Below are 14,369 nucleotides of genomic sequence, written 5' to 3'. Positions count from 1 at the left end.
ATGGCGCCCCCTTCCCGACCGCATCGCCCCTCCACCTGGACCGCCGACATCGGCGCGCGCATGCGCCGCCTCTTCTGGCTCAAGGCGATCGGCACCACGGCCTTCACCTGGCTGTTCTTCATCGGCTACTTCCACCTGCTGCGCAACCCGGCGTACCCCGTCACGGTGATGCCGCTCACCGCGCTCGACCACCTGATCCCGTTCCAGCCCTACGCGCTCGGCGCGTACCTGTCGCTCTGGTTCTACGTCGGGTTCGCGCCCGGGCTCTTGCCGAACTTCCGCGAATTGCTGGTGTACGGGCTCTGGATCGGCGCGCTGTGCCTCACGGGCCTGGGGCTGTTCTACCTGTGGCCGACGCAGATCCCGCCGCTCACGATCGACGTGTCGGGCTACCCGGGTTTCGCGATGCTGCAGGGCGTGGACGCCGCGGGCAATGCCTGCCCCTCGATGCACGTGGCGGTGGCCATCTTCACGGCCATCCGCCTCGACCATGTGCTGCGCGAGACCCGCACGCCGGTAGCCTTTCGCGTGGCCAACTGGGTCTGGTTCGCGGCCATTGCGTATTCGACCCTGGCGGTCAAACAGCACGTGGTGCTCGATGCGCTGGCCGGCGCGCTGCTCGGCATCGCCTTCGCCTACCCGTCGCTGCGCTGGCGGCCGGGGCGCGCCGAGCGGAGCACTGTGCCGGTCGGAGCGGATATCATTGGCAATCACTGACCACATGCCGAGCGAGGAAGGGGTCGATCCCATGGCGCACCTTGCGGCGGCCCGATCGATCAGCGACGGCAAATGACAACAGGCATCGCACGATGAGTTCGCTGAAGGAATTGCAGGACCTGATCCACGAGAAGTACGGTATCGAACCGTCGAAACTCGACCCCGACGCATCGATGCGCGAAACGGGCGGGCTCGACTCGCTGGCCCTCGCCGAGTTCCTTTTCGCCATCGAAGACCATTTCGGCATCACCATGCCCGACGACGACGCGAACATCGACACGCTGGGCGAGCTCGCGCTGCTGGTCGACAAGGTCAGGGCCGCCAAGGTCGCGTGAACCACGAGGTCAGCGTCACCGGGCTCGGCGTCATGGCGCCGCACGGCAGCGCGCCCGACGCACTGTTCCAGGCGCTGCTCGACGGCCGCTCGGCCATCCAGCCCATCTTTCCCGACCTGCCAAAGCCCGCGGCCGCGGCCACCGTGGCTTTCGACGAAACCCGCTGGTTCACCAAGCTGCAGCTCGCGGGCGTCGACCGCGTGAGCCAGCTCGCAGTGGCCGCCGCCGACCTTGCCCTGCACGACGCAGGCTTCCTCGACCGCGCCGACACCGATCCCGAGCGCATCGGCGTCTATGCCGGCTGCGGCATGGGCGGTGCAGCGGCGCTCGAGGCCGCCTACCGCGGCGGCATGCGCGTACCGCCGCTCACCATTCCGGCCTTCATGCCCAACGCGCCCGCGGCGCACGTCGCTATGCGCAACGGGGTGCAGGGCCCGGTGCTGACCTACTCGGTCGCCTGCGCTTCGTCGTCGGTCGCCATCGCGGAAGCTGCCAAGGCGGTGCAGCGCGGCGAGGTCGACCTCGCGATCGCGGGCGGCAGCGAGGCGCTGATCGTGCCCGGCGTGGTGCTGGCCTGGCAAGCGATGCAGACCCTGGCCACCTTCGCGCCGGGCGAAGCGGCCAGTTCGGTGCGGCCCTTTGCGAGCGACCGCAGCGGATTCGCACTGGGCGAAGGCGCAGCCTTCCTGGTGCTCGAATCCGCCGAACGCGCACGCCGCCGCGGTGCCCGCAGCCATGCCACGCTGGCCGGCTGGGGCCTCAGCAGCGATGCCACCCACCTCACCAAGCCCGACGCGCCGGGCCAGGCCCGCGCATTGCGAGCCGCGCTGCGCCAAGCCGGGCTGCAGCCGCGCGACGTGGGCTATTGCAACGCACATGGCACGGCCACCCGCATCGGCGACGTGGTCGAACGCAACGCACTCGCGGAAGTCTGGGGCCCCGACCTCGACCGACTGCGCGTGAGCTCGACCAAGGCACTGCACGGCCACATGCTCGGCGCGGCGGGTGCGATCGAAGCGGTGATCACCATCCTCGCGCTGCACCGGCGCGAGCTGCCTCCCAACGCGCATTGCGACGCGCCCGATCCCGCCTGCAGCCTCGACCTGGTCAGGCCCGGCGATGCGGCCGCACCCGGCATCGAAGCCGCCATCAGCAACTCCTTTGCCTTCGGCGGAACCAATTCCGTGCTGCTGTTCCGCAGGCCCTAGGAACACAACAGGCGGGTGCTACGCGGTCGCCATCTCCCCTTCATGAATTCCGCAGCCTCCTCCTCTTCGCCCTCCCTGCGCCAGCGCCTGTCGCGCTGGGTTCCCTGCCTTGCATGGCCCCGCCCTTCCGCCGCGCTGCTGCGCAACGAGGCCATCGCCGGCATCACGGTGGCGCTGATGGTGCTGCCGCAAGGCGTGGCCTATGCGGCGCTCGCGGGAATGCCGCTGGTCACGGGCGTGTATGCCGCGCTGTTCCCGGCGCTCATCGCAGTGATCTTCAGCTCGTCGCAGCGGCTGTCGGTCGGGCCCACGGCACTCACTAGCCTGCTGGTCGGCGCTTCGCTGGCGCCGCTCGCGGTGCCCGGCAGCCCCGAATGGGTGGCGATGGCGGTGTGGCTCACGCTGATGTCGGGTGTGATCCAGATCGTGCTGGGCGTCGGGCGCTTCGGCTGGCTGCTGCGGCTGGTCAACTCGCCGGTGCTCATTGGCTTCACGCAGGGCGCGTCGGTGCTGATCGCCATCTCGCAACTGCCGGCGCTGCTCGGCTACACGGGGCGCGCCCTGCCGCAGGTGCTGCAGGGCGGACCACCGCCCGACTTCGTGGCCATCGCCTTCGGGCTCGGCGGTATCGCGGTGCTGTGGCTCGGCAAGCGGCTGGTGCCGCGCTTTCCGACCACGATGGCGCTGGTCGCGGGTGCGGCGGCCATCAGCTGGACCATCGACTATGCATTGCGCGGCGGTGCCGTGGTCGGCAGCCTGCCCTCGGGCCTGCCCGATTTCTACTGGCCGAGCCTGCTGCCCCTGGACACCTTCAGCGCGCTGGTGCTGCCGGCGCTGATGATCACGCTCGTTAGCTTTCTCGAGACCGCCTCGAGCGCCAAGGTCGACAACGCGCGCGCGGGCACGCTGTGGAACGAGAACCAGGACCTGATCGGCCAGGGGCTGGCCAAGCTGGCCTCGGGCTTCTCGGGCGCGTTCCCGACCAGCTCGTCGTTCTCGCGTTCGGCCATCACGCTCTATGCCGGCGCGCAGACCGGCTGGGCCACGCTGTTCAGCGTGGTGGTGGTGGCCGGCGCATTGCTCTGGTTGATGCCGCTGCTCTACCACGTGCCGCAGGCGGTGCTGGCGGCGGTGGTGGTCACGGCCATCCTCGGGCTGGTCAGGCCGGCGAGCTTCGTGGCGCTGTGGCGCGTGTCGCGCATCGAGGCCGGCATCTCGTTCGGCACCTTCGTGCTCACCATCGCCACGGCGCCGAGCATCTACTGGGGCGTGCTGGGCGGGCTGCTCGCGAGCCTGGCGCACTACATGTACCGCCACCTGCATCCGCGCATCATCGAGGTGGGGCTGCATCCGGACGGCAGCCTGCGCGACCGCCAGCTCTGGAAGCTGCCGCCGCTGGCGCCGCAGCTCTATGCGCTGCGCATGGACGCCGAGCTCGACTTCGCGACTGCCTCCACGCTCGAGCGCACCCTGACCGTCGCGCTGGCCGAGCGGCCCGAGCTGACCGACGTTTGCCTGTTCGCCCAGCCGATCAACCGCATCGACATCACGGGCGCCGAAGTGTTCGGCTCGATCCGCCGCATGCTCGAAGCCAAGGGCGTGCGCCTGCACCTGAGCGGCCTGAAGCTGCCGGCGCTGCAGGTGCTCGAGCGCGCCGGCCTGCTCGCGCCGGGGCCGATGCTCTTCAGCTACCGCACCGACAGCGAGGCGCTCGCGGCACTCACGAGCCGCAACACCGGCGAAGCGCCGCATGAAGACCACGCTCGATGAACTGGCCGCGTTCCGCGCGGTGGTCGACACCGGCTCGATCACGGCCGCGGCCGAGCAGCTTTCGCAAACGGTCTCGGGCGTCAGCCGCGCGCTGAGCCGGCTCGAACAGAAGCTCCAGACCACGCTGCTGCGGCGGACCACGCGCCGGCTCGAACTGACCGAGGAAGGCGCCGCCTTCCTGCAGCGCACCCGGGCCATCCTCGATGCGATCGACGAGGCCGAAGAGCTGCTCGCTGCGCGGCGCGAGCAGCCGGCCGGGCGGCTGCGCGTGAACGCAGCGTCGCCTTTCATGCTGCATGCGATCGTGCCGCTGGTGCCGGAATTCCGCCGGCGCTTTCCGCAGATCGCGCTCGAGCTCGACACCGACGATCTGCCGATCGACCTGCTCGAGCGCCGCACCGACATCGCGATCCGCATCGGGCCGCTGCGCGACTCCACGCTGCATGCCCGTCCGCTCGGCACCCACCGCCTGCGCGTGCTCGCGAGCCCGGCCTACCTCGCGGCGCACGGCAAGCCGCGCAAGGTGGCCGAGCTGGCCGGGCATGCGCTGCTCGGCTTCACGCAGCCCGAGTCGCTCAACCGCTGGCCGCTGCGCGGCCTGCATGGCGACGAATGGACGATCACGCCGTCGCTCTCAGCATCGAGCGGCGAGACGCTGCGCCAGCTCGCGCTTGCCGGCGTGGGCATCGTGTGCCTGTCCGACTTCATGACCGCGGCCGACCGCGCGCGCGGTGACCTGGTGCAGTTGCTGCCCAGGGACACGGTCGACGTGCGCCAGCCGGTCAACGCGGTGTACTACCGCAACACGCAGCTGTCGGCGCGGATCACATCGTTTCTCGACTTCCTGTCGGAGCGCATGGCCTGACCGGTCGCGTGCGCGTGCCCTACCGTCTGATGAAGCGCGGCGCCCGCTTCTCGGCCCAGGCGCGCTGGCCTTCCTGCAGGTCTTCCGACTGGGCGGCCTGCGCCATGTCGTGCTGGAGCTCGGCCGCGTCGAGCCTGCCGCATGCGATGCGGTTCAGGTGCTTCTTCATGCCGACGAGCGGGATCGGCGCCATCGCCGAGAGCGTGTCGATCAGGCGCTGTCCCACCGCCGCGAGTTCGGCCGCGGGCACCAGGTGCGTCAGGAAGCCGATCGCCTTCATCTCCTCGGCGCCGATGCGCTCGGCCGTGAGGAACAGCCGCTTGGCGTTGTCCAGGCCGAGCCGCGTCACGTAGCGTTCCAGGCCGCGGCCATAGAAGTGCAGCCCGAGCCGCGCGGCCGGCATGAACATGTCCATGCCCACCACGCCGAGCCGGAAGTCGCAGGCCAGCGAGAAGTCGGTGGCGCCGCCGTAGACGCTGCCCTGCAGCAGCGCCAGCGTCACGGGCCGGGCCTCCTCGAGCGCGTTCACCACCGCGTCGAAGGCCACGTCGCGCGAGGCACCGATGCGCCCGATGTCGTAGCCGCTGCAGAAGTACTTTCCTTCGGCCTGCAGCGCGAGCACCAGCACCTCGGGCTTCGCGTTCACCGCCGCGATGTGCGCGGCGATGGCCGCGAGGTCATCGGGTTCGAGCCGGTTGGCCTGCGCGGGGCGCCGAAGCGTGATGCGCGCCACGGCGCCGTCGATCGTCAGTTCGGGAATGCCCATCTTTGTCATCGTCCTTTGAAAACCGGGGTGCGCTTTTCCATGAAGGCGCGGCGGCCTTCGCGGTAGTCCTCGCTGTCGAAGCAGCGGTCGACCAATGCCTCGATCGCCTCGGCCTCGGGCGTGGCCGAGTAGCCTTCGAAGGCACGCACCGCCGCCTTGGCCGCATGGACCGTGAGCGGCGCGTTGCCGGCAATGCCGGCGGCATAGGCGCGCACCTGTTCGAGGAGCTGCGGCCCGTCGGCCGCGATCATGTTCACCAGGCCGATGCGCTGCGCCTCGTCAGCCTCGAGAAAACGCGCGCTGAACAGGATGTCCTTCGCGGCCGAGGGCCCCACCAGCCGCGCGAGCGCCGCAATGCCCGCGTATTCGTAGCCCAGCCCCAGCTTGGCCGCGGGAATGCCGAAGCGCGAGCCCGCGGTGGCGATCCGGACGTCGGCGGTCAGCGCCAGCGCGAGCCCGCCGCCGATGCAGAAGCCGTCGATCATCGCGACCAGCGGCTTGCTGAGCCGTGCCAGCCCGCCCTGCCCGCGCGCGGCGACCTTGCCGTAGGCGGCCTTCTGCTCGGCATTGGCGCGGAACTGCTCGAACTCCGAAATGTCGGCCCCGGCCGCGAACGACCGGCCGCCGGCACCGCGCATCACCACCACGCGCACCTGCGGGTCGGCCTCGAAGGCCTCGGCCGCATCGCCGAGCCCCTGCCACATCTCGAGCGACACCGCGTTGCGGCGCTCAGGGTTGTTGAAGGTGAGCCAGCCCACGCCGTCCTCGATCTCGGCGATGATCTTCGGCGTGGCCAATTGAAGGCGGTTCATGCCACTGCCCCTTCGGCGCGCAGCGCCTCGATGGCGCCCGTGTCGTAGCCCAGCTCTTCGAGCAGCGCGTCGCTTTGCGCGCCGGGGTCGGGCCCCGCCAGGTGGAACTGCGCCGGATGCGGGCAAGCCGAAAGGTTGATCGGCGAGCGCAGCAGCGCGATGTCGCCGAGCACCGGATGCCGTGCGGGCCGCGTCATGCCGAGGTGCCTGACCTGCGCGTCCTCGAAGGCCTGGCCGATGTCGTAGATCGGGCCGCACGGCACGCCCGCGGGGTTGAGCCGCGCCACCAATTCGGCGGTGTCGAAGCGCGAGGTGATGCCGTCGATGTCGGCATCGAGCTGTGCGCGGTGCGCGAGCCGCGAGGCGGCCTCCTGGTAGTCGGGGTGCGCGAGCAGCGCCTGGGCATCGAGCGCCTCGCAGAAGCCCGCCCACATTCGGGCCGTTGTGGCCGCGATGTTGACCATGCCGTCGCGCGCGCGGTAGGTGCCCATGGGTGCGAGCGTGGGATGCGAATTGCCCTGCTGCTGCGCCACCTCGCCGTCGACGGTATAGCGCGCGGCCTGGAAGTCGAGCTTGTTGAGCATGCTCTCGATCAGCGAGGTATGCACCCACTGGCCCTCGCCCGTGTGCTCGCGGTGCAGCAGCGCGAGCAGGATGCCCTGGCCGAGGAACATGCCCGCCGTGGTGTCGGAGATGGCGATGCCCACGCGCACCGGCCCACGGCCCGGCTCGCCGGTGACCGAGCTCAGCCCGCACATGCCCTGCACGATCTGGTCGACACCGGGCCGGTCGCTGTAGGGCCCGTCCTGACCGAAGCCCGAGATGCTCGCGAGGATGATGCGCGGGTTGATGCGACGGAGCTGCTCGTAGCCCAGGCCGAGCCGCTCCTTCACGTCGGCGCGGAAGTTCTCGACCACCACGTCGCTGCGCGCGATGAGCCGCCGCAGCACCTCCGCGCCGCGCGGCGATTTCAGGTCGAGACAGAGGCTGCGCTTGTTGCGATGCAGGTTCTGCTCGTCGGACCCGCGCCGGCGGCCGGTGACGGAACCGCGGTCCTGTGCGGGCGGCGGGTCGACGCGCGTCACGTCGGCGCCCCAGTCGGCCAGCAGCCGCACGGCCACGGGACCGGCGCGGGCAATCGTGAGGTCCAGCACCTTGTAGCGCGAGAGCGGCAGCGGGGACGGAGTGGCTGTATCGGACATCATGTGCTTTCTTTGATGTGGCAGCTGCATGCTCAGCTCACCACGGCGACGCCGCGCGGGTCGAGCGACAGCGCCGACTCGTGCCCGATCTCGAGCACGCTCGACGGCGGCGCATGCACCTTGAGCGTGCCGCCGCCGCCCACCGGCTGCACCACGTAGTCCCAGTATTCGCCGAGGTAGGTGCGCGCCACCACCGACACCTGCCCCATCGGCAGCGAGCCGCTCACGGGTGTGCCGAGATAGAGCGACTGCGGACGGATCGACACGCGCGCGTCGGCGCGGTCGCGGGCGGCCTCGCCGTCGACCGGCACTTCGCCGTGCAGGCCGTCGAGCCGGATGCAGCCCGCGCTCAGCGTCGCGTTGACGAGGTTGGTGCGGCCGATGAAGCCCGCCACGAACGGCGTGTGCGGCCGGTTGTAGAGGTTCCACGGCGTGTCGACCTGTTCGAGCCGGCCGAGGTTGAGCACCGCAATGCGGTCGGAGATGGTCATCGCCTCCGACTGGTCGTGCGTGACGTAGACCGTGGTGAAGCGGAACTCGTCGTGCAGCCGCCGGATTTCGCCGGCCATTTCTTCGCGCAGGTTGGCGTCGAGGTTCGACAGCGGCTCATCGAGCAGCAGCACCTCGGGCCGCACCACCATTGCGCGCGCCAGCGCCACGCGCTGCTGCTGGCCGCCCGAGAGCTCGGCCGGATAGCGCTCGGCCAGGTGCGACAGGTGCACCACCTCGAGCATCTCGCCCACGCGGCGCTTCGACTCCTCGGCCGGCGTGCGCCGCACGTCGAGGCCGAAGCTCACGTTCTCGGCGACCGTCATGTTCGGCCAGATCGCATAGCTCTGGAAGATCATCGACATGCCGCGGTGCTCGGGCGGCACGGTGCGCCCGGCACCCGAGATCTCGCGGCCGTCCATCTCGATGGCGCCTTCCGATAGTTCGATGAAGCCCGCGATCATGCGCAGCGTGGTCGTCTTGCCGCAGCCCGAGGGGCCGAGCAGCGTGACGAGCTCGCCCTGGCGCAGTTCGAGGCTCAGGTCGTTGACCACCGCGGTGGCGCCGTAGCGCTTGTGGATGTTCTGCAGTCGAAGCTTGGACATGGGTGGGTTCTTCGTTTCGTTCTTCGTTTCGTTCTTCGTTTCGTTCAGCCGCGGCGCAGCATGAAGTCGCGCCCCGCGATGCGCATCCCGGCGGCCACCACCAGCGTGGTGATCACCACCAGCACCACGCCCATTGCGGCCAGCACCTCGTAGTTGCCCTGCTCGCTGAGGTCGAGCGTCAGCACCGACACCACGCGCGAGGCCGGGCCCGTGAGGAACACCGCGGTCGAGAGCTCCTTGGTGCAGATCACGAACACCAGGATGAACACGCCCACGAGCGTGGTCTTGAGCAGCGGGAACACCACGCGCGACAGCACCGTGATGCGCCCGCCGCCGAGCACGCGCACCGCTTCCTCGAGCTCGGGGTTGAGCGAGCGCACCGCGGCGGCGCAGGCGGTCACCGCGATCGGCAGGAAGCGCGTGGTGAAGGCCACCACGATCAGCGTGCCGGTGCCATAGAGCGAGAACGGCGGCCCGGCGTAGGCGGCGTAGAGCCCGATCGCCAGGATCAGGCCCGGCACCGCGATCGGCGCCAGCGCCAGAAACTGCACCACGTTCGGCCACGGCGTGATGCGCCGCTGCACCGCATAGGCCACGCACAGGCCCATCAGCACGCAGACCAGCGCGGTCGCGCCCGAATACAGCACGGTGTTCACGATGGCTTCGCGCACCGTCAGCTGCTCGAAGAAGATGGCGCGGTAGTTGGCCAGCGTGAGGTTGCCGCTGGCGAGCCCGCGACCCCAGGCCTTCGACAGCGATGCGGTCACCAGGATGGCGAGCGGCATCACCACCGTGAGCAGCGACACGAAGGCGGCATAGCCCAGCAGCGGCCACTTCCACCAGCCGATGTCGAACGGCCGACGCTCGCCGCCCTTGCCCGACACCGAGACGAAGCCCTTGCGCGAGAGCAGCCGGCGCTGCACCCAGAGCATCACCACCGTGAGCACCAGGATCGGCATCGAGAACGCCGCCGCCTGCTCCACGCGCATCGGGTACTCGAAGAAGGACACGATCTGCGTGGTCGCGAGGTTGATGCCCGCGGGAATCGCGATCAGCGCGGGCGTGCCGTAGAGCGCCACCGACTCCAGGAAGATCAGGATCGCCGCGCCCACGATCGACGGCAAGACGAGCGGCAGCGTGACGCGCGTGAGCGTGCGGAACTTGCCCGCGCCGTGGATCGATGCGGCGTCTTCGAGCTCGGTCGAGATCAGGTCGAGCGCCGACTTGGTGAAGACGTAGATCAGCGGAAAGGTGTAGAGCGCGATGACGAACGCCAGGCCCCAGAAGCTGTAGATGTTGAAGGGCCCCGCGTCGCCGCCGAACACCCCGAGCCAGAGCCGGTTGAGCCAGCCCGCGTTCGGCCCGCCCAGCAGGATCCACGCGATGGCGCCGAGGAAGTTCGGCATGACGAAGGCCGCGAGCACGCCCATGTGCGTGAGGTTGCGAAACGGCATGTTGGTGCGCGAGACCGCCAGCGCGAGCGGCACGCCGAGCGCGAGCGCCAGCACGGTGACCGCGCCGCCGAGGTACAGCGAATTCAGCAGCGCCTGCAGGTTCCGGCTGCGGCCGAGAGCGCTCGTGTAGTTGCGCAGCGTGGCGCCGCCGTCGGTGGCGCTGAAGCTGTCCCACACCAGCCGCAGGATCGGGTTGGCGACCAGCAGCACCAGCAGCACGACGAGGATGCCGAACAGCCACAGCGACGGATCGGCGAACCGCGACGGCACCGGTGCGCGCAGCACCTGCGCGGAGGACGGCACCACCGCCTCAGACACCGAAGGCATCGCGCCACAGGTCGATGACTTCGGGCACGCCGTCCACCGATTCCTGCGGATCGGGACGCAGCGCGGCCTTGCTGTCGTCGAGGCCCAGCACGCCCGGGCGCGGCTTGGCGCCTGCACGCTTGGGCACGCCGAAGCGCTCGATCGAGAGCTTGTCGACGTCTTCGCTGCCGAGCAGCCACTCCATGAACAGCTTCGACGCATTCGGATGCGGCGCGTTGGCCATGATCGCCGAGGGCGAGAGCATGAGCACCGGCCCCTCCTTCGGTGCGACGATGGCGAGCGGATTGCCCTTGTTGGCCATCATGGCCGCGAGGTTGATTGGACCGGCCCCGATCGACCGTTCGCCCGAGGTCACGGTGGTGACCGTGTCGATGATCGAGCGGCCCACCTGCGGCTTGTTGGCTGCGAGCTTCTTGAACCAGCCGTCGCCATAGAGCTTGCGCATCTCGATCGCCCAGACGCCCACGAAGCCGCTGAAGCCCGGATGCCCCACCGACACCAGGCCGCGCCACTTCGGGTCGATCAGGTCGTTCCAGCTCTTGGGCGCGTCCTCGGGCTTGACCTTCTGCGTGTTGTAGACCAGGCCGACCATCGCGACGCTCGCCACGTGGAAGTAGCCGTCGGGGTCGAGGTTCTGCAGCCGCTTGTCCATCGACGCAGAGGCCGCGGGCACGTACCTGGCGAGGAGCTTGCGCTTCTTGAGGTCGAGGTAGTGCGCGACGTCGGTCGAGGAGAAGACGTCGCAGTTGGCCGTCTTCGCCTTCAGGTCCTGGTTGAGCCGCTGGAACGCGACCTGCGCGGTGGTGCGCACCACGTTGACCTTCACGCCCGGATAGCGCGCGGTGAAGGTGCGCGACATGAGCTCGGCATCCTCCGAGGGCAGGTAGACGATGTACCAGGTGAGTTCGCCCTCCTTCTTCGCGGCTTCGTGCAGCGCGTCGAGCGACGAGGAAGAAGAGGCCTGGGCGTGCGCGGCAAGCCACGGCGAGAGCGCGGCTGCCGATGCGGCCGCGCCGGCCAGGGCGTGGAAATGGCGTCTGTTCAGTGGCATGGGGGTCTCCGTGGCCGGGGTCGTTGGCGAAATGCGCCGGCTCTTTTTCAGTGTACGTATGAACCTTATAAAAATACATAACGGGTTTATACGTATTCTTAAATCGATCTTCCGTGCACGGTGCTAGATAGAATCCAACCCATCGGAGACGCCCATGCCCCCATCGACACGCATCAACCTCAGCGACAAGATCCGCGCCGCCCTCGAGGCGGAAATCACTTCCGGCCACCTGACGGCCGGCTCCCGCATCGACGAACAGGAGCTCATGGAGCGCTTCGAGGTGTCGCGCACCCCCGCACGCGAAGCGCTGCTGCAGCTGATGTCGGCGGGCCTGGTCACCACGGTGCCGCGCCAGGGCGCGGTGGTGGCGAGCCTGTCGGTGCCCGAATACGTCGCAATGCTCGAGATCCTGATGGAGCTCGAAGGCCTGGCAGCGCGGCTCGCGGCGCGCCGCATGCCGGCGGTGCAGCGCAAGCTGCTCGAAGAGGCCGACAAGGCCTGCCGCGATGCCGCCTCCAGGAACGATGCCGAGCTCTACGGCGCGGCCAACCGCAGCTTCCACGAAATCATCTACGACGGCAGCCTCAATGAAGTGCTGGCGCGCCAGCTGCGTGCGATGCGGCTGCGCATGCGCCATCCGCAGCGCACGCTGTTCGACCGGCCCGGCCGCATCCGCAACTCGCTGGCCGAGCACCGCGTGGTGCTCGAGGCGATCCTCAATGGCGACGAGGACGCCGCCGACCGCGGCATGACGGGGCACATCTCGAGCGGCGGCAACGTGTATGCCGACGCCATCGCCAGCATGCCGCACGGCGTGCCGGTGGCGGCGCCGATCGCCACGCCCGAGGTCGCGGCCGATGCACTGGCGGTGACGCAGCGCGCCGCCACCGGCCGGCGCAAGTCGACAAGCAAGGCCTGACACCATGCGCACCCAAGCCATTCGAATCCAGCGCCACGGCGGCCCCGACGTGCTCGAAACGGTCGAGGTCGACGTCGGCGAGCCCGGCCCGGGCGAAGTCCGCATCCGGCAGTCGGCGATCGGCCTCAACTTCGCCGACATCTACCAGCGCCGCGGTTCGCACGGGCCGCATGCGGTGACCGCGTTTCCGGTCGTGCTCGGCGCGCAGGGCGCGGGCACGGTCGACGCCCTCGGGCCCGGCACCGAGACTGCGGGCCTGCGGGTGGGGCAGTCGGTGGCGTATTTCCATCCCGGCGCCTACCAGGCGGTGCGCAACGTGCCGGCGCACCGCGTGGTGCCGCTGCCGGCGGGCGTGTCGGAGGAAGTGGCGGGCGCCACGCTGCTGCGCGGCCTCACGGCCGAGTACCTGCTGCGCCGGCTCCACGTGGTGCAGCCCGGCGAGGCGGTGCTGGTGCATGCGGCGGCGGGCGGCATGGGCGTGATCCTGTCGCAGTGGGCGCGCGCGCTCGGCGCCATCGTGATCGGCACCGTCGGCTCCGAGGCGAAGAAGGCGGTGGCGCTGGCGCACGGCTGCCACCACGTGATCGACTACCGCAGCGAGGACTTCGTCGCGCGCACGCTGGCGGCCACCGACGGCCAGGGCGTGGCCGTGGTCTACGACGCGGTCGGCAAGGACGTGTTCCTGCCGTCGCTCGACTGCCTGCGCCCGCTCGGCATGGCCATCAACTACGGCACCGCATCGGGCGACGTGGAGGCCTTCGACCTGCAGCGGCTGCATGCGAAGTCGCTCAGCGTGTCGCGCCCGACGCTGCGCACCTTCATCTCCACGGCCGCCGACCTGCGGCGCGGCGCTGCGGCGCTGTTCGACGTGGTGCTGGGCGGCCAGGTGAAGCTGGCGGTCGGCCATCGCTATGCGCTCGCCGACGTGCGGCGCGCGCACGAGGAACTCGAAAGCCGCGCCACCACCGGCGCCGCGGTGCTCATTCCATGAAGCTCTACCACGGCTGGCTCTCCAGCGCCTCGCGCCGCGTGCGCCTCTGCCTGGCCGAGAAAGGGCTGGCCTACGAGAGCGTCCCGATCGACATGGGGCGGCAGGAACACCATTCGCCGGCCTACCTGGCGATGAATCCGAACGGCGTGGTGCCCGCGCTGCAGCTCGACAACGGCGAATCGCTCTACGAAAGCTCGACGATCTGCGAGTACCTGGACGACCTGCACCCCGCCCCGCCGCTGCGCCCCGCCGACCCGTACCAGCGTGCGGTGATGCGTAATTTCGTCCGCTGGACCGACGAGAAATCGCTGCCCAACCTGCTGATCCTCAACTGGAGCATCGCGCTGCAGCCCGGCGCGAGCCAGTGGAGCGACGCCCAGCTGCAGGAACGCCTGGACCGCGTGCCCACGCCCGAGCGGCGCGAGGCCTGGCTGCGCATCGCCCGCCAGCCCTATACCGACGAAGAGAAAGCCGCCGCGCTCGAGAAGCTGCTGGCGCTGGTCGACAAGATGGAGGCGATGCTGCAGCCCGATGCCGAATGGCTGGTCGGCGGGCGCTATTCGCTGGCCGACATCGCGGCCGTGCCCTTCGTGGCGCGCATCGCCGAACTCGCGCCGCAGGCGCTGTCGAGCGAGCGCAGCCCGCGCCTGGCGGATTGGTGGCAGCGCGTGCAGCAGCGCCCGGCCTTCGCGCTGGCGCGGATCGAGCGCTTCGACGCGGTGCTTCGCGAGCGCAACAACGCGGTGTCTAGGGCCTGTTAACACTACGCAAGGGGATCGCGTTGCTTCGCCAAGGGGCTGGCTGCAAGGCGCCCGCGCGCAGCAAGGCTGGCGCCTTGCAAGCGCGGGCAACGCCGCA

At 69.8% G+C, this 14,369-nt stretch carries 14 protein-coding genes; 8 read left to right on the top strand and 6 right to left on the bottom strand.

Annotated features, from left to right (window positions below; genetic code table 11):
* The 5 genes from AC3A6J_RS11315 (at position 1) to AC3A6J_RS11295 (ending at position 4,895) form a co-directional block, all read left to right on the top strand.
* The gene (locus tag AC3A6J_RS11315) at positions 1 to 717 is read left to right on the top strand and encodes a phosphatase PAP2 family protein (protein ID WP_487860018.1); all 717 of its coding nucleotides are present in this window, start codon (positions 1 to 3) and stop codon (positions 715 to 717) included.
* A 92-nt stretch (positions 718 to 809) separates the two neighbouring features.
* Positions 810 to 1,052: an acyl carrier protein gene (locus AC3A6J_RS11310; protein WP_487860017.1), complete on the top strand. Its 243-nt coding sequence runs from the start codon at positions 810 to 812 to the stop codon at positions 1,050 to 1,052.
* Complete coding sequence (locus AC3A6J_RS11305) at positions 1,049 to 2,260, top strand: beta-ketoacyl-[acyl-carrier-protein] synthase family protein (protein WP_487860016.1); 1,212 nt, start codon at positions 1,049 to 1,051, stop codon at positions 2,258 to 2,260. The genes AC3A6J_RS11310 and AC3A6J_RS11305 overlap by 4 nt, the downstream gene beginning before the upstream one ends.
* A gap of 42 nt (positions 2,261 to 2,302) precedes the next feature.
* The gene (locus AC3A6J_RS11300) at positions 2,303 to 4,030 is read left to right on the top strand and encodes a SulP family inorganic anion transporter (RefSeq protein ID WP_487860015.1); all 1,728 of its coding nucleotides are present in this window, start codon (positions 2,303 to 2,305) and stop codon (positions 4,028 to 4,030) included.
* Positions 4,011 to 4,895 (top strand): LysR substrate-binding domain-containing protein, encoded by an 885-nt coding sequence (locus AC3A6J_RS11295; protein ID WP_487860014.1) that lies wholly within the window; start codon positions 4,011 to 4,013, stop codon positions 4,893 to 4,895. The genes AC3A6J_RS11300 and AC3A6J_RS11295 overlap by 20 nt, the downstream gene beginning before the upstream one ends.
* Before the next feature lie 19 nt (positions 4,896 to 4,914).
* Here the strand turns inward: AC3A6J_RS11295 and AC3A6J_RS11290 are convergent, their stop codons facing one another.
* The 6 genes from AC3A6J_RS11290 to AC3A6J_RS11265 are packed head-to-tail and all read right to left on the bottom strand — an operon-like array spanning position 4,915 to position 11,601.
* Entirely contained in the window at positions 4,915 to 5,661 is a 747-nt protein-coding gene (locus AC3A6J_RS11290) for an enoyl-CoA hydratase/isomerase family protein (protein WP_487860013.1), read from the bottom strand.
* Positions 5,662 to 5,666: 5 nt separating this feature from the next.
* Positions 5,667 to 6,473, bottom strand: coding sequence for an enoyl-CoA hydratase (locus AC3A6J_RS11285; protein WP_487860012.1), 807 nt, complete (start codon positions 6,471 to 6,473; stop codon positions 5,667 to 5,669).
* Entirely contained in the window at positions 6,470 to 7,675 is a 1,206-nt protein-coding gene (locus AC3A6J_RS11280; RefSeq protein WP_487860058.1) for a CaiB/BaiF CoA transferase family protein, read from the bottom strand. The genes AC3A6J_RS11285 and AC3A6J_RS11280 overlap by 4 nt, the downstream gene beginning before the upstream one ends.
* 32 nt (positions 7,676 to 7,707) lie before the next feature.
* A complete protein-coding gene (locus AC3A6J_RS11275) occupies positions 7,708 to 8,769 on the bottom strand; it encodes an ABC transporter ATP-binding protein (RefSeq protein WP_487860011.1) in 1,062 nt (353 codons plus the stop codon).
* Between the two features lie 44 nt (positions 8,770 to 8,813).
* Positions 8,814 to 10,550, bottom strand: coding sequence for an ABC transporter permease (locus AC3A6J_RS11270; protein ID WP_487860010.1), 1,737 nt, complete (start codon positions 10,548 to 10,550; stop codon positions 8,814 to 8,816).
* Positions 10,534 to 11,601: an ABC transporter substrate-binding protein gene (locus AC3A6J_RS11265; protein WP_487860009.1), complete on the bottom strand. Its 1,068-nt coding sequence runs from the start codon at positions 11,599 to 11,601 to the stop codon at positions 10,534 to 10,536. The genes AC3A6J_RS11270 and AC3A6J_RS11265 overlap by 17 nt, the downstream gene beginning before the upstream one ends.
* A 154-nt stretch (positions 11,602 to 11,755) precedes the next feature.
* Here AC3A6J_RS11265 and AC3A6J_RS11260 point away from each other — a divergent pair, with 154 nt between their 5' ends.
* The 3 genes from AC3A6J_RS11260 to AC3A6J_RS11250 are packed head-to-tail and all read left to right on the top strand — an operon-like array spanning position 11,756 to position 14,272.
* Positions 11,756 to 12,520, top strand: a complete 765-nt coding sequence (locus AC3A6J_RS11260) for a GntR family transcriptional regulator (RefSeq protein ID WP_487860008.1) — start codon at positions 11,756 to 11,758, stop codon at positions 12,518 to 12,520.
* A 4-nt stretch (positions 12,521 to 12,524) separates the two neighbouring features.
* Positions 12,525 to 13,511 (top strand): quinone oxidoreductase family protein, encoded by a 987-nt coding sequence (locus tag AC3A6J_RS11255; protein WP_487860007.1) that lies wholly within the window; start codon positions 12,525 to 12,527, stop codon positions 13,509 to 13,511.
* A complete protein-coding gene (locus tag AC3A6J_RS11250; protein WP_487860006.1) occupies positions 13,508 to 14,272 on the top strand; it encodes a glutathione S-transferase family protein in 765 nt (254 codons plus the stop codon). The genes AC3A6J_RS11255 and AC3A6J_RS11250 overlap by 4 nt, the downstream gene beginning before the upstream one ends.
* Positions 14,273 to 14,369 lie beyond the last annotated feature (97 nt).

The sequence above is a fragment of the Variovorax sp. Soil_C_39 genome, from assembly GCF_057656815.1.
This window is presented reverse-complemented; position numbering and strand designations above follow the sequence as displayed.

Bases quoted from the DNA above. Each gene is read 5' to 3' on its own strand.
- AC3A6J_RS11315 (WP_487860018.1), top strand. From the start codon at position 1: ATGGCGCCCCCTTCCCGACCGCATCGCCCCTCCACCTGGACCGCCGAC.
- AC3A6J_RS11310 (WP_487860017.1), top strand. From the start codon at position 810: ATGAGTTCGCTGAAGGAATTGCAGGACCTGATCCACGAGAAGTACGGT.
- AC3A6J_RS11300 (WP_487860015.1), top strand. From the start codon at position 2,303: ATGAATTCCGCAGCCTCCTCCTCTTCGCCCTCCCTGCGCCAGCGCCTG.
- AC3A6J_RS11295 (WP_487860014.1), top strand. From the start codon at position 4,011: ATGAAGACCACGCTCGATGAACTGGCCGCGTTCCGCGCGGTGGTCGAC.
- AC3A6J_RS11290 (WP_487860013.1), bottom strand. From the start codon at position 5,661: ATGGGCATTCCCGAACTGACGATCGACGGCGCCGTGGCGCGCATCACG.
- AC3A6J_RS11285 (WP_487860012.1), bottom strand. From the start codon at position 6,473: ATGAACCGCCTTCAATTGGCCACGCCGAAGATCATCGCCGAGATCGAG.
- AC3A6J_RS11280 (WP_487860058.1), bottom strand. From the start codon at position 7,675: ATGTCCGATACAGCCACTCCGTCCCCGCTGCCGCTCTCGCGCTACAAG.
- AC3A6J_RS11275 (WP_487860011.1), bottom strand. From the start codon at position 8,769: ATGTCCAAGCTTCGACTGCAGAACATCCACAAGCGCTACGGCGCCACC.
- AC3A6J_RS11270 (WP_487860010.1), bottom strand. From the start codon at position 10,550: ATGCCTTCGGTGTCTGAGGCGGTGGTGCCGTCCTCCGCGCAGGTGCTG.
- AC3A6J_RS11265 (WP_487860009.1), bottom strand. From the start codon at position 11,601: ATGCCACTGAACAGACGCCATTTCCACGCCCTGGCCGGCGCGGCCGCA.
- AC3A6J_RS11260 (WP_487860008.1), top strand. From the start codon at position 11,756: ATGCCCCCATCGACACGCATCAACCTCAGCGACAAGATCCGCGCCGCC.
- AC3A6J_RS11255 (WP_487860007.1), top strand. From the start codon at position 12,525: ATGCGCACCCAAGCCATTCGAATCCAGCGCCACGGCGGCCCCGACGTG.
- AC3A6J_RS11250 (WP_487860006.1), top strand. From the start codon at position 13,508: ATGAAGCTCTACCACGGCTGGCTCTCCAGCGCCTCGCGCCGCGTGCGC.